The 13,946-nt window shown below is 64.0% G+C and carries 13 protein-coding genes; 6 read left to right on the plus strand and 7 right to left on the minus strand.

The genetic code is table 11. The features are described 5' to 3' along the window. Positions 1-2: 2 nt before the first annotated feature. The 3 genes from A3AS_RS0104610 to A3AS_RS0104620 all read right to left on the minus strand — a co-directional run bounded on the left by A3AS_RS0104610 (position 3) and on the right by A3AS_RS0104620 (position 3,213). On the minus strand, positions 3-242 hold the full coding sequence (locus tag A3AS_RS0104610) for a PilZ domain-containing protein (RefSeq protein WP_018316424.1): 240 nt from the start codon (positions 240-242) through the stop codon (positions 3-5). A 103-nt stretch (positions 243-345) separates the two neighbouring features. Continuing rightward, positions 346-2,058, minus strand: a complete 1,713-nt coding sequence (locus A3AS_RS0104615) for an FMN-binding glutamate synthase family protein (protein ID WP_018316425.1) — start codon at positions 2,056-2,058, stop codon at positions 346-348. A 381-nt stretch (positions 2,059-2,439) separates the two neighbouring features. Further along, positions 2,440-3,213: a ferredoxin--NADP reductase gene (locus A3AS_RS0104620; protein WP_018316426.1), complete on the minus strand. Its 774-nt coding sequence runs from the start codon at positions 3,211-3,213 to the stop codon at positions 2,440-2,442. A gap of 384 nt (positions 3,214-3,597) precedes the next feature. Between A3AS_RS0104620 and A3AS_RS0104625 the strand changes: the two genes are divergently transcribed. Further along, positions 3,598-4,401 (plus strand): RimK family alpha-L-glutamate ligase, encoded by an 804-nt coding sequence (locus A3AS_RS0104625; protein WP_018316427.1) that lies wholly within the window; start codon positions 3,598-3,600, stop codon positions 4,399-4,401. 202 nt (positions 4,402-4,603) lie between these two features. Here A3AS_RS0104625 and A3AS_RS0104630 read toward each other — a convergent pair whose 3' ends face one another. Both A3AS_RS0104630 and A3AS_RS0104635 read right to left on the minus strand, forming a co-directional pair. Further along, complete coding sequence (locus A3AS_RS0104630) at positions 4,604-5,545, minus strand: amino acid ABC transporter substrate-binding protein (protein WP_018316428.1); 942 nt, start codon at positions 5,543-5,545, stop codon at positions 4,604-4,606. A 9-nt stretch (positions 5,546-5,554) separates the two neighbouring features. Then, positions 5,555-6,853, minus strand: coding sequence for a dicarboxylate/amino acid:cation symporter (locus tag A3AS_RS0104635; protein WP_018316429.1), 1,299 nt, complete (start codon positions 6,851-6,853; stop codon positions 5,555-5,557). Between the two features lie 212 nt (positions 6,854-7,065). On the opposite strand from A3AS_RS0104635, the gene A3AS_RS0104640 reads away from it, so the two are divergent. The 5 genes from A3AS_RS0104640 to A3AS_RS0104660 all read left to right on the plus strand — a co-directional run bounded on the left by A3AS_RS0104640 (position 7,066) and on the right by A3AS_RS0104660 (position 12,334). Next, complete coding sequence (locus tag A3AS_RS0104640) at positions 7,066-8,067, plus strand: NADP-dependent oxidoreductase (RefSeq protein ID WP_018316430.1); 1,002 nt, start codon at positions 7,066-7,068, stop codon at positions 8,065-8,067. Positions 8,068-8,211: 144 nt separating this feature from the next. Next, positions 8,212-9,057, plus strand: coding sequence for a cysteine rich repeat-containing protein (locus A3AS_RS0104645; RefSeq protein WP_026201671.1), 846 nt, complete (start codon positions 8,212-8,214; stop codon positions 9,055-9,057). 120 nt (positions 9,058-9,177) lie between these two features. Next, entirely contained in the window at positions 9,178-9,393 is a 216-nt protein-coding gene (locus tag A3AS_RS0104650; RefSeq protein WP_018316432.1) for a hypothetical protein, read from the plus strand. A gap of 191 nt (positions 9,394-9,584) precedes the next feature. Continuing rightward, complete coding sequence (locus A3AS_RS0104655; protein ID WP_018316433.1) at positions 9,585-10,724, plus strand: FAD-dependent monooxygenase; 1,140 nt, start codon at positions 9,585-9,587, stop codon at positions 10,722-10,724. Next, positions 10,721-12,334 (plus strand): benzoate-CoA ligase family protein, encoded by a 1,614-nt coding sequence (locus A3AS_RS0104660; RefSeq protein WP_018316434.1) that lies wholly within the window; start codon positions 10,721-10,723, stop codon positions 12,332-12,334. Before A3AS_RS0104655 ends, A3AS_RS0104660 begins: the two co-directional genes overlap by 4 nt. A gap of 318 nt (positions 12,335-12,652) precedes the next feature. Here A3AS_RS0104660 and A3AS_RS0104665 read toward each other — a convergent pair whose 3' ends face one another. Together A3AS_RS0104665 and maiA are read right to left on the minus strand one after the other, a co-directional pair. Next, positions 12,653-13,165, minus strand: coding sequence for a MarR family winged helix-turn-helix transcriptional regulator (locus tag A3AS_RS0104665; protein ID WP_020508621.1), 513 nt, complete (start codon positions 13,163-13,165; stop codon positions 12,653-12,655). Further along, positions 13,155-13,787, minus strand: coding sequence for a maleylacetoacetate isomerase (gene maiA, locus A3AS_RS0104670; protein WP_018316436.1), 633 nt, complete (start codon positions 13,785-13,787; stop codon positions 13,155-13,157). The genes A3AS_RS0104665 and maiA overlap by 11 nt, the downstream gene beginning before the upstream one ends. Positions 13,788-13,946 lie beyond the last annotated feature (159 nt).

Here is a 13,946-nt window from a genome sequence, read left to right on the forward strand (position 1 = left end):
GGTCACCCGAACCTCACGCCGATCCGCTTCTCCTTGCGCCAGATCACGGTGCACGACAGGTGCGTTCCGTCGGCTTGGACGAACAGGGTGAAATGCTCGGGGATGCCGACCGGGCTGGTGACGTCGAGCGCAGCACCGGTATCGGAGAGGTTGCGGACGGTGCAGTCGATCGCGCCGCCGCCGAACTCGATCGTTCCGGCCTTCAGCACGCGATGTCTTGCCTTGTCGCGCCGTTCGTCCATGGGCACAATATACACCCAAAGTTGAACAAAATCCTAGATGCCAGCTGCGCTCGCGGCGAATGTGCGCGGGCCGGGCAGGTCTCGCCACGGGCCGAACGATGCCTTACAGCGCCGGCTGGAACGTTTCCGCCTGTGCCATCCGCCAAGCGTCGCGGAAACGTGGGTCTTCGGTGCCTTCGAGCAGCTCGCCAGGGCGCAGCGCCGGATAGAGCTGCGCAAAGGATCTCACATCGGTGGTCGAGGTGCGCTGGGTGAAGTGAATCGGGCGCAGCTGCTGCGGATGCTCGAGGCCCGCCGCGGCGATCAGCTCGGTCAGCGAATGCAGGGTGGCGTGATGATAATTGTGCACGCGGTCGATCTTGAGCGGCACGTAAAGCGCACGCGCGCGCGTCGGGTCCTGCGTCGCCACTCCGGTCGGGCAGCGGTCGGTGTGGCAGCTCAGCGACTGGATGCAGCCGAGCGAGAACATGAAGCCGCGCGCCGAGTTGCAATAGTCGGCGCCGATCGCCATCGCGCGCGCCATGTCGAAGGCGGTCGCGATCTTGCCGGACGCTCCGATCTTGATGCGGTCGCGCGCATTGATGCCGATCAGCGCGTTGTGGACGAAATTGACGCCCTCGCGCATCGGCATGCCCAGATGATCCATGAATTCCAGCGGCGCCGCGCCGGTGCCGCCTTCGTTGCCGTCGACGACGATGAAATCAGGATAGATGCCGGTCTGAATCATCGCCTTGCAGATCGCCAGGAATTCCCAGGGATGGCCGACGCACAGCTTGAAGCCGGCCGGCTTGCCGCCGGACAGGCGGCGCATCTCGGCGATGAACTGCATCATGCCGGCCGGGGTGGAGAAGGCGCGATGCGAGGCCGGCGAGATGCAGTCCTCGCCCATCGCGACGCCGCGGATCTTGGAGATCTCCTCCGAGACCTTTGCCGCCGGCAGCACGCCGCCGTGGCCGGGCTTGGCGCCCTGGCTGACCTTGAGCTCGACCATCTTGATCTGGTCGTCACCGGCAACGCGCGCGAACGCTTCGGGATCGAAGGTGCCGTCGGGGTGTCGGCAGCCGAAATAGCCGGAGCCGATCTCCCAGATGATGTCGCCGCCCATCTCGCGATGATAAGGGCTGACACCACCCTCGCCGGTGTCGTGCGCAAAGCCGCCCTTCCTGGCGCCGGCATTGAGCGCACGCACTGCGTTGGGGCTGAGCGCGCCAAAGCTCATCGCGGAAATGTTGAACACCGAAGCCGAATAGGGCTTCTTGCAGTCGGGACCGCCGATGCTGATGCGGAATTTTTCCGCGGCATGCGCCTTCGGCGAAACCGAGTGATGCATCCACTCGTAGCCCTGGCGGTAGACGTCCTCCTGGGTGCCGAACGGACGCTTGTCGAGCTCCATCTTGGCGCGCTGATAGACCACCGCGCGGGTGTCGCGCGAGAACGGCATGCCGTCCTTCTCGCTCTCGAAGAAATATTGCCGCATCTCCGGGCGGATCTCTTCGAGCAGGAAGCGGATATGCGCCGAAATCGGATAGTTGCGCAGCACCGCGTGGCTCTTCTGCAGGAGATCGCGGACGCCGAGCAGCGTCAGCGCGCCGAAGATCAGGATCGGCACCAGCAGGATGTCGAAGATCTTGCGGTCGGCGATGCCGATGCCGATCAGGAGCGCGGTGACGACCGCGCAGATCGTCAGCACGATGTAGCGCGGCGAGAATGGCAGCAGCAGGGTCTCCATGATCCCCTCCTCCGCCAGCGGCAGGCGTTTGGGGGATGAGTGTCGGGAGGAGTCCTGCGTCTTGGTGTCGTCGGCCACGATTCCCATCCTCTCGCCAGCATGAGGCCGTACGATACGCCCTTGCCTGTCATACGGATATGACGCGGCCCTTGTTTCAGGCTAGCGAATTCGGCCGAGATAAATCACTCAGCCGAGAGGATAGGTTTTGCAGTGCAGCAGAATGGGATGGAAACGGGGACTGGTGGAGGCAACAGTCCCCACCACAACTGAGCTGTCGTCCCGGGCAAGCGTCAGCGCAGACCCGGGATCCATAACCACAGGGGTCCATGGTGAAAAAGCCGTCACTCCGAGACTTCGCATAACCGCGGCTGTTGGGTATGGGTCCCGGATCGGCGCGCGCTTAGGCGCGCTTGTCCGGGACGACACCGGAGTGGATCGCTAAGTGTTCGGCAACACGGCGACCAGAGCTTACCGCTCGACGAACGCCTTCTCGATCACGAAATGGCCGGGCTTGTTGCCGCTGCCTTCGATGAAGTCGCGGCCTTCGAACATCACCTTCAGCTCTTCGAGCATCCCCGGGCTGCCGCACATCATGATGCGGTCGGTGGCGATGTCGAGGGGCGATTGCCCGATATCGTTGAAGATCTGCTCGGAGTTGATGAGGTCAGTGATGCGGCCGCGATTCCTGAACGGCTCGCGGGTCACGGTCGGGTAGTAGATCAGCTTGTCCGCGAGCAGCTCGCCGAACAGCTCGTCCTCGCGCAAGGAAGCGACCAGCTTCTCGCCATAGGCGAGCTCGGAGACCTGGCGGCAGCCGTGCACCAGCACGATGGACTCGAACTGCTCATAGACCTCGGGGTCCTTGATCAGGCTCGCGAACGGCGCGAGGCCCGTTCCGGTCGAGAGCAGCATCAGCCGCTTGCCGGGAAGGAGGTTATCGGTGATCAGCGTGCCGGTCGCCTTGCGGCCGACCAGGATGGTGTCGCCTTCCTTGATCTTCTGCAGACGCGAGGTCAGCGGGCCGTCCTGAACCTTGATCGAGAAGAACTCGAGCTCTTCCTCGTGGTTGGCGCTCGCCATGCTGTAGGCGCGCAGCAGCGGACGGCCGTCGATCTCGAGGCCGATCATCGCGAACTGGCCGTTCTGGAAGCGGAAGCCGGTATCGCGCGTGGCGCGGAAGCTGAACAACGTGTCGGTCCAGTGCTGGACGGAAAGAACCTTCTCTCGGTAAAACGCGCTCATGATTTTCGATATTCCGAATAATTGCGGTTTTAGGGCAAAAGCGTTGCCCGGCCCTGAAACGGGGCGGACACCATTGCCATGGCGGAGGATTTCGCGTGTGTGATCTACGCCATTGAGACCAATAATCAACCTCGTTCCGGATGCAATTGATGCCGGTCAAACCGGCATTTGCGGCGGAATTGGCCATATTGTTAATGAATCTGCTGCCGGGCGCGCGCCGCGGGCAATTTCTTTTCCCTGCAGCGTTCGAATGCAGCACTTAATTTCCATCGCGCTCGCGAGAATTTCATTAAGAATAGCTCTGACTTTCACCCCGGTTCGGCGCCGTTTCCCGCATTTTTGCGGCTTTTGGCGCCAGGAACGTCTGAAACGCGACAGAAACACATGGCGGCAAGCGACGAGCGAATCTTCGTCCAGGCGATCAGGCGCTATTGCGCGGGCCATGGCATCGCGGTCGATGTCCGCGCCGATGGCTGGCTGATCGCGATGCGCCGGGGCGGTGAGCGGCGCTTTGCCTTCGGCTACGACATCGGCCTCAACAGCGCCATCGCCCATCGCCTCGCCAACGACAAATCGGCGACATCAGAGGCGCTGGCGTTGGCGGGCGTTCCCTGCATTTCCCATCACCTCTTCCTCAACCCAAAACTGGGCGTGCACGTCGCCGGTGCCGATTGGCGCCAGCAGATGCTCGCGCTGCTGGCTCAGAATCCGCAAGGCGTGGTGGTGAAGCCGAACGAGGGGACATCGGGGCGCGCGGTGTTCAAGGTGACGACGGCGGCCGAACTCGACCACGCGGCTGGCGAGGTGTTTTCAATGAGCGCCGGGCTCGTGATCTCGCCCTATGCCGCGATCGAGGACGAGGTCCGTGTGGTGCTGCTCGGAGATGAACCCCTCATCGTCTACAGCAAGCAGCGTGGCACGGATTGGCGGCACAATCTCGATGCCGGCGCAAAGCCGGTGCTGCTGGAGGATGGCGACATTCGCACCGCCTGCGCGAAGCTGGCGAGCGATGCCGCGCGCGCCATCGGTATCGTCTTTGCGTCGATCGACGTGGTCCGCGTGGATGGCGAGTGGAAAGTGCTCGAGATCAATTCCGGCGTGATGATGGAAGCGCTGGCCAAGCTGCATCCGCAACTCGTGCAAGCGGCGTATGACGCGGCGCTGGACCGGGTGTTTGGGCAGAGATAGCAGCCGCGAGCTCGCTGCACCCTCTCCCCTTTGTGGGAGAGGGTGGCTCACCGCGTAGCGGTGAGACGGGTGAGGGGTCTCTCTCTCCGAGTGAAACTTCTGCGTCTGAATTTGCGGAGCTAACCCCTCATCCGGCGCTTCGCGCCACCTTCTCCCACAAGGGGAGAAGGGAAGGCATCGAGCCTGCGGCACGACACGAACGCTAATTATTTGCGCTCGCCGAATCGTCCATCGCCCTGAACGCCTCTTCCAGCTGCAGCGAGATCGGCACGTTCAGACGTTCGCCGGTGGGAAGCCTTGCGGTGAACCATTTGTTGTAGAGCGGGACGAGATCGCGGTTGGAGCCGAGCTTGCGGAAGGCACGTTCGACCACGGCGGAGAGCTGCGGCTCGCCCTTCCTGAACATGATGCCGTAGGGGTCATAGGACAAATAGTCCCCGACCACGCGAAAATACTCCTGCGCCTTGTGGCGCGCAATCAGGCCGTAGAGCAGGATGTCGTCGGTCGCGAATGCATCAGCCTTGCCGTCGTTCACCATCTGAAACGACTGCTCGTGATCCGGCGCGGTCACGATGTTGAGGCCGAGCGAGAGCTTCTTGTCGACGGCGTGTATCGCCTGCTCGTTCGTCGTACCCTTGGTCACCACGACGGTCCTGCCCTTCAGGTCCGCAACACCGGAAATTGCCGCTCCCTTCGGCACCATCAGCTTGGTGCCGGCGACGAACATCAGGGGCGAGAAGGCGACGCGCTTGCCGCGCTCGGCATTGGCGGTGGTCGAGCCGCATTCCAGGTCGATCTTGTTCTGCAGCACGGCGTCGATGCGGTCGTCCGAGGTGACCTTGACGTAATCGATCTTCAGATTGGGATCGTCGACCTCGATGCCAATCTCCTCGACGATGGCCTCGCAGAGCTCGAGGCTGTAGCCGATCGGACGGCCCGACTGGTCGAGGAAGGAGAACGGCGGCGAGCTCTCGCGATAGCCGAGCCGCACCGTGTGCGCTTTCTTGACGGCCGCCAGCGTCGGGCTGAGCCCCTCGCCGCCGGTCTGCGCGCGAGCCGAGGTCGCGAACAAGGAGGTCGCGAGCAACGATGCCGCGAGCAACAACCCGCCTGAGGTCAGTGACCTCGCCAGTGTCTGGCGCATGGTTCGCTCCTACCCATGGCCGGCCATCGCGGGCACTTCGCCCGGCACCATATCCTCGGGCACGACGTCGCCGGGTCCGAGCTCGTGCTCGGGCCCGAGTTCGCCTTCCCATTTGGCTACGACCGAGGTCGCGAGCGTGTTGCCGATCACGTTGGTGGCGCTGCGGCCCATGTCGAGGAAGGTATCGATGCCCATGATCATCAACAGGCCCGCCTCGGGAATGTTGAACTGCGCCAGCGTCGAGGCGATCACCACGAGCGAGGCCCGCGGCACGCCGGCGACGCCTTTCGAGGTGATCATCAGCGTCGCCAGCATCGCAAGCTGGGTGCCGAGCGGCATGTCGATGTGGTAGCTCTGCGCGATGAAGACGGCCGCGAAGGTGCAGTACATCATCGTGCCGTCGAGATTGAAGGAATAGCCGAGCGGCAGCACGAAGCTCGAGATCCGCGACGAGGCGCCGAAGCGGTTGAGCGCCTCGAGCGTCTTCGGATAGGCCGCCTCCGAGCTCGCGGTCGAGAACGCGATCATCAGCGGCTCGCGGACCAGCTTCAAGAGATGGCTGTAGCGCGGGCCGATCACGATGAAGCCGACGATGACCAGGATGGTCCACAGGATCGCCAGCGAGAGATAGAAGCCGCCCATGAACACGACGAGCTTCCAGAGCACCAGCAGGCCGTTCTTGGCGACCGTCGCGGTGATGGCGGCCCACACCGCGAGCGGCGCGAACAGCATCACGTAGCTCGTCACCTTGAGCATGATGTGGCCGATGTCGTCGATCAGCGCCAGGATCGGCTTGGAGCGCTCGGGCATTGCGCCCATCGCCACCGAGAAGAACACCGCGAAGATCACGATCTGCAGGATCTCGTTCTGCGCCATCGCGTCCGCGATCGAGGTCGGGATCAGATGGGTCAGGAATTTCTCGATCGAGAAGGCCGAGACCGGCAGGCCGGTCGATTGGCCCGCCGCAGGCAGCGTGCCGGGGAAATTGGCGCCGGGCTGCAGCAGGTTGACCATGATCAGGCCCAGCAGCAGCGAGACGAAGGAGGCGCTGACGAACCAGCCCATTGTCTTGGCGAAGATGCGGCCGAGCTTGGAGCCCGAGCCCATATGCGCGATGCCGCCGACCAGGGTCGCGAACACCAGCGGCGCGATGATCATCTTGATCAGGCGCAGGAACATCATGGCGATCAGGTTGATCGAGGACGCCCAGTCGGCGCGCGTGTCGGGCAGGAAGTTGTAGATTGCCGACCCCATGATGATGCCGAGCACCATCGCGGCCAGAATGTATTGCGTGAACCTGTTCGACATCGCTTACCCCCACGTACACCGGCGCTTCATGATGTCGCAGTTATCACAACGACGCAACACGCTTTGCGTGTGATCGCGTTTTCAGGATGTTCCCGTTGTGAAATGGAACGCCGCGATCTAGCCTTCATGCAGCGCACAACGCATGCGGCCCGCACGTTTTGTTTGCTGCGGCTGCATCAATAATCGTCAAGACAATCAAAGAGGGAAACGCCATGAGCGGCAACATCAATCACCAGATTCTGCTGGTCGAAAAACCCAGCGGCAAGCTCGGCCCCGAACATTTCAAGATGGTGGAGAGCACAGTGCCGGAGCCGAAGGACGGCGAAGCCTTGCTGCGTGTGCGATACATTTCGCTCGACGCCGCCAACCGCGCCTGGATGCACGGCGCGACCTATCGCTCCGCGGTCGAGGCCAACAGCGTGATGGCTGGCGGCGCCATTGCCGAGGTCGTCAGCTCGAAGGCCGAGGGGCTTGCGGCGGGCGACATCGTGTTCGGTGACACCGGCTGGCAGGAATTTGCCGCGGTGCCGGCAAAGCATCTCACCAAGATGCCGAAGCTCGAGCCCATGACGCACCTGCTCAGCGTGTTCGGCATCGCCGGCCTCACCGCCTATTTCGGCCTGCTCGAGATCGGCAAGCCCAAAGAGGGTGAGACCGTCGTGGTCTCCGCGGCCGCGGGCTCGGTCGGCTCAATCGTCGGGCAGATCGCCAAGATCAAAGGATGCCGCGTGATCGGCATTGCCGGCGGCGCGGACAAGTGCAGCTGGCTGACCTCCGAGCTCGGCTTCGATGCCGCCGTCGACTACAAGGACGGCGCGGTCTTCAAGGCGCTGCGCGCAGCTGCACCCAAGGGCATCGACGTCTATTTCGACAATGTCGGCGGCGACATTCTCGAAGCCTGCCTGCCGCAGATGAACAATTACGGCCGCATCGCCTGTTGCGGCGCGATCTCGCAATATGACGGCGCGCCCTCCGCGCACGGCCCGCGCGGCGTGCCCGGGCTGATCGTGGTGAAGCGGCTGGTCATGCAGGGCTTCATCGTGATGGATTACATGAAGGAGAGCCAGCGCGCGCTCGCCGAGCTCCAGGGCTGGGTCAAATCCGGCAAGCTGAAGGTGCAGGAGGACATCATCGATGGCCTCAAGAACACGCCGAAGGCGCTGATCGGATTGCTCGCGGGCGAGAACCGCGGCAAGCGCATGGTCAGGCTCTGACGGCGCAATTGCACCGGCATAATTGACTTGCGGGTGACGTCAAAGCGGCGAATGATGCTGCTTGCGAGGCGTCACTCGCGAAGATTGCGATTACATCACATTTTGAAAGTCGTCGGCGTGACCGACGGGGCAGGAAATCACCAGATGTTCAACACGTTGAAACAGGCATCGACGCGCAAGGCGTTGCTGGCGGCCGCGCTCTTCGCAACTGCAACAGGCGCGTTCGCGCAAGCACCGACCGAGGCCCAGAAGAGCGCCATCCGCTCCGCATGCCGTTCGGATTTCATGGCGCATTGCTCGAGCGTGACGCCCGGCGGCGTCGAAGCGTATCAATGCCTGGCGAAGAACATGTCCAGCCTGTCGGCGGGATGCCAGACCGCGGTTCGCGCCGTCGAACCGGCGAAAACCGAAGCTGCCCCCGCCGCGCCGAAGACCGAGGCCGCGCCCAAGGCGGAAACGGCGCCAGCCGCACCGAAAGCAGATGCCGCCCCCGCGGCAAAGCCGGCTGCCGCACCCGCGCAGAAGGCCGCTGCCGCCAAGCAGCCGAGCAGCGCGCAGGTTGCGGCGGTCAAGAGCGCGTGCCGCGCCGACTATCCCAAGGTGTGCGCCAGCGTGCCGCCGGGCGGCGCGGCGGCACTCGAATGCCTTGAAAAGAACAAGGCCAGAGTTTCACCGGCCTGCGAAAAGGCCGTGAGCGCCGCAGCCGGCGGTGGCGCTGCCGCAACGGCGGCGCCCGCGGGTGCGGCTCCCGCAGCAGCAGCCCCCGCGGCGGGAGCCGCGCCGGCGGCAGCGCCAGCCGTGATCGTGTTGCGTCCCTTGCTGCCGCGCGAAGAGCTGTTCATCCTGAGGTCGGCCTGCGGCGCCGACATCCGCACGCTCTGCGCCGGCGTCGCGCCCGGAGGCGGCCGCATCATTCAATGCATTTCCAACAGGGCTGCCTCGCTGTCGCCGGCGTGCAAGGACGTGCTCGCCCCATTCGCGGCGAGATAACGCGGCGCACGCGTCAAGCGCGACAATGACGAACGGCGTGCGCATGAATTTTCGCACGCCTGCAACGACAAATCTTTTGCAGATATCCGATTTCGATCACGACAAGCCCGGGAGGACCACATGCGTTCATTGCTGCTCGTCGCTTCTGCACTGCTTGCCTTCGCTGCGACCATGACCTTCGAGGCCACCGACGCCAATGCGGTGGTCTGCGCCCGCGGCGTCTATCGCGCCGGCTGCGCCGGGCCGAACGCGGCCGTCGTGGTCCGCAAGCCGGTTCCAGCCGTGCGCTGTACCAGGGTGCTGGTGAACGGTGTCTACGTGAAGCGCTGCGTCTGACGGTGCGGATGGCCAAGCCGGCGCGGTTTGGCTATGATTCGGTCCTGACGGTTTCGGACACGCGTAAAAATTGTGTCCGAAGATGCGCTTTGGCGCGCCTGCGCTGGCCGATAATTCCGCTGGCGCGGGACGCCGGAGCACATTAGTCTACCCCTAGATAGTAAGTATACTGTCAATTAGGGAGGCAGACGTTGCGGATCGCCGTGATTGGCGGAGGGCCCGGTGGGCTCTACTTCGCCTATCTCTGGAAGAAGCGTCACCCCGAGGATCAAGTCGACCTGTTCGAACAGAACCCGGCCGACGCGACCTGGGGCTTTGGCGTCGTGTTCTCCGACCAGGCGCTGGAGTTCCTGCGTGCCGACGACCCCGAGACGGTCGACGCGATCGCGCCGCACATGGAGAGCTGGGAGAACATCACGCTGAACCTCGGCGGCGACAGCGTCGCCATCGACGGGGTCGGCTTCTCCTCGATCGGGCGGCTCGAGCTGCTGCGGTTCCTGCAGCAGCGCGCGCTCGACGTCGGCGTCACCCCGCGCTTCGACACGCAGATTCATGCCATCGACCAGCTCAACGGCCATGACTTGATCGTCGCTGCCGACGGCTTGAACTCGCAGGTGCGCCGCGCCTTCGAGGGAGATTTCGGCACCTCGCTGTCCTACTCCTCCAACAAGTTCGTCTGGTACGGCACCTCGAAGCGCTTCGACACGCTGTCGCAGACCTTCGTGAAGACCGATCGCGGCGCCTTCAACGCCCATCACTACCGCTACTCGCCGGCCATGAGCACCTTCCTGGTCGAATGCGACCACGCGACCTGGCAGGCCTATGGCTTCGCCTACAAGGACGTCGAGCAGTCCAAGGGCGTCTGCGAAGAGGTGTTCGCGGACACGCTTGGCGGCCATTGCCTCGTCTCCAACAAATCGGTCTGGCGCAACTTCCCCTGGGTCTGGAACGAGCATTGGTCGTTCAAGAACATGGTGCTGATCGGCGATGCCCTGCACTCAGCGCACTTCTCGATCGGCTCGGGCACGCGGCTCGCGATCGAGGACGCCATCGCGCTGGTCAAGGCGCTGGAATCGGATGCGCATCTTGCGACCGCCCTGCATCGCTACCAGGCCGCGCGAAAACCGGTGGTGCAGAAGCTCGTCAACGCCGCGCGCACCAGTGCCTTCTGGTACGAGCATTTTGCCCAGCACATGCAGCAGGACCTGATGGACTTCGCCTACAGCTACATCACCCGCTCCGGCCGCATCGACGATGCACGCCTGCGTCACATGTCGCCGGGCTTCATGGCGCGCTACGAGGCTGCCAAGAACGGCGGGGGCGAGGCATGAGCAACGAGATCTTCGACCAGGTGCCTGCCGACAGCGAAGGGGCGCGCGAGATCGGCTTTGCCATTCCTGAAATCTACAACGCCAGCCGAGTGCTGTTCGACAATCTCGCCAAGGGCCGTGGCGACAGGGTCGCGCTGATCGGTCCGGCAGGCGCGCGGACCTATGCCGAGCTCTGCGACGAGGCTTGCCGCTGGGGCAACGGTTTTGCATCGCTCGGCCTGAAGCGCGGCGACCGCGTGCTGCTGTTCCTCGACGACACGCCGACCTATCCGGCCGCGTTCTTCGGTGCGGTGCGGGCCGGCTTCGTGCCGCTCCTGATCAACACCCTGACGCCGCCGGATTTGCTGCAATTCTACCTCGCCGATTCCGGCGCCAGCGTTGCGGTGGCGGACGCTGAATTCGCGCCACGCTTCAATGCCGAGGCCTGCAAGGATACGCGCCTGCGCACGCTGATCGTCGCCAATGGCGAGGCGGGCGATCACGCCGCGCCGAGCGCGCTCGCGGCGACGGACTGGCTCAAGCAATTCCCGGCCAAGGTGGCGGAAGCGGAGACGCATCGCAACGAGATGGCGTTCTGGATGTACTCGTCCGGCTCGACCGGCCGGCCCAAGGGCATCGTGCATCTCCAGCACGACATGGCCTATAGCGAGCTCGCCTTTGCGCAGAACGTGCTGAAGCTGACGCCTGATGACATCTGCTTCTCGGTGCCAAAGATCTTCTTCGCCTACGGCTTCGGCAACTCCGTCACCTTCCCGTTTTCGGCAGGCGCGGCAACGCTGCTGCTGCCGGGGCAACCGAAACCCGCCGCGATCTTCGCAGCGATCGAGCAGTACAGCCCGACGGTGTTCTTCGGCCTGCCGACGCTCTACACGTCCCTGACCAAGGCCGAGGGCGCGCAACAGACCAACTTCTCGTCGCTGCGCATGTCGCTCTCCGCCGCCGAAGTGCTGTCGGCGGAGGTCTTCAACGGCTGGAAGACGCTCACGGGCCTGGAGATCGTCGAAGGCCTCGGCTCGACCGAGGTGCTGCACATCTACCTCTCCAACAGGCCCGAGCAGAAGAAGTTAGGGGCCGCAGGCCTGCGCGTGCCCGGCTACGAGGTCGCGCTGCGCGACAAGGACGGACGCGATGTCGCCGACAACGAGGAAGGCATCTTGTGGGTGCGTGGCGATTCCAACACGCCGCTGTACTGGAACCGGCCGGACAAATCCGCCGAAACCATCCGCGAAGGCGGCTGGATCTACACCGGCGACCGCTTCATCCGCGACGCCGACGGCTTCCACTTCTTCCGCGGCCGCGCCGACGATCTGATCAAGATCTCGGGCCAATGGGTTTATCCGCTCGAGGTCGAGCTGTGCCTCGCCGACCATCCCGATATTCGCGAATGCGCCGTGTTCGCCACCGAGCTGCCGGACCGTCGCATGACGCTGAAGGCGGTGGTGGTGATGAACAACCGCGCGGCCAACCCGGGCGAGACGACACGGCGGCTGCAGGACTATGTGAAGGGCAAGCTGCTTCCTTACAAATATCCGCGAGAGGTGATCTTCACCGACGAGCTGCCGAAGACGGGCACGGGCAAGATCGATCGGCAGGCGCTGCTGCGGATGTGACCACCACTGTCATCGCCCGGCTTGACCGGGCGATCCAGTATTCCAGAGGCGTTTGTGATTGAACCGAGAAGCCGCGGCGTACTGGATTCCCCGCCTTCGCGGGGAATGACAGCGCAGATCAGGGCGACAGCGCCGCCACACTCTCGCTGTCGTCCCCGCAAACGCGGGGCCCATACCACAGCAATCGTGGGGTGGGCAAAGCGGAGCGTGCCCACGTCTTCTGATCGTTGGAGAGAGATCGTGGGCACGGCGCAAGGGCGCCTTTGCCCACCCTACGAGATCTGAGTGTCGGGCGCGAACATCGCCTCACACCCCTCCTCACCCCGCCTTCCCGAGATGCTCCAGCGCATCCTCGGCCCGCAGCGGCACGCGTGAGGCCTCGTTGTTGAGATCGACGAGCTGCACCAAAAGCGCCATCAGCGTCTTGCGATCGGCTGGCTTCAGCGGCTCCAGCATCCGTGCCTGGGCGCGTTCGACGGCGGGGATGATCTCGCGCAGGATCGCGGCGCCGGATTTGGTCAGATGAAGCAGCTTGATCCGCTTGTCTTCCAGCGCCGGCTTGCGCTCGACATAGTCCTTGACCTGGAGACGCTCGATCACGCTGCCGAGCGTGGAGCGGTCGAAGGCAATCACCGCCGACAGCCGCGTCGCGTCGATGCCGGGATGGGTGTGGATCGCGATCAGCGCCGCATACTGCACCGGCGTGAGGTCGAACGCCTTGCACTCCTCCATGAAGATCGAGACCGCGATCTGCTGCATGCGCCGGAACAGATAGCCCGGCGCGGCATAGACCGCGTCGATCGTGATCGACGGAGGCGGCTTACTCGGCATCGGGCTGCTTCTCCGGTGCGGCATTGGCAAACGCGGCGAGCGCCTTTGCGGCCGCCTCTGCCGCGAGCAGGCGCGGATAGGCCGACACGTCGACGCCGAAACGGCGGGCATTGGCGAGCTGCGGCACCAGGCAGAGATCGGCGAGCGTCGGCACATCGCCGAAGCAGAACGGGCCGGGCTCGTCCTTGATCAGAGTCTCGCAAGCCGACAGCCCTTCGCGGTTGACCCAGGCGGCCCAGTCCTGGACCTTTTCTTCGGGCAAGCCAAGCTCGCGCAGCCGCCCCAGCACTTTCAGGTTCTGCACCGGATGGGTGTCGCAGGCGATCGCCAGCGCGAACGCCCTCACCTTGGCACGCCGCAGCGGATCCTTCGGCAGCAGCGGCGGATTGGGATGGGTCTCGTCGAGCCATTCGATGATCGCGACCGATTGCGTCAGCACCGCGCCGCCGTCGTTCTCCAGCGCCGGCACGAGACCTTGCGGGTTGATGGCGAGATATGCGGGCGCGCATTGCTCGCCCTTGCGCAAATGATGCGGCAGATGCTCGGCTTCAAGGCCCTTGAGGTTCAGCGCGATCCGCACCCGATAGGCGGCGCTGGAGCGGAAATAGCCGTGCAGCTTCATTGGGACCCTCCCTGCTTTTTGTCATTCCGGGGCGATGCGCCGGCATCGAACCCGGAATCTCGAGGTCCCGGGTTCACGCTTCGCGTGCCCCGGAACGACAGCCTTATCACTATCCGTCACATTGACGCTACCTAGATCGTCAGTATACTGTCAATCAAC

Source organism: Bradyrhizobium sp. WSM2793, from assembly GCF_000379585.1.
GTDB lineage: Bacteria > Pseudomonadota > Alphaproteobacteria > Rhizobiales > Xanthobacteraceae > Bradyrhizobium.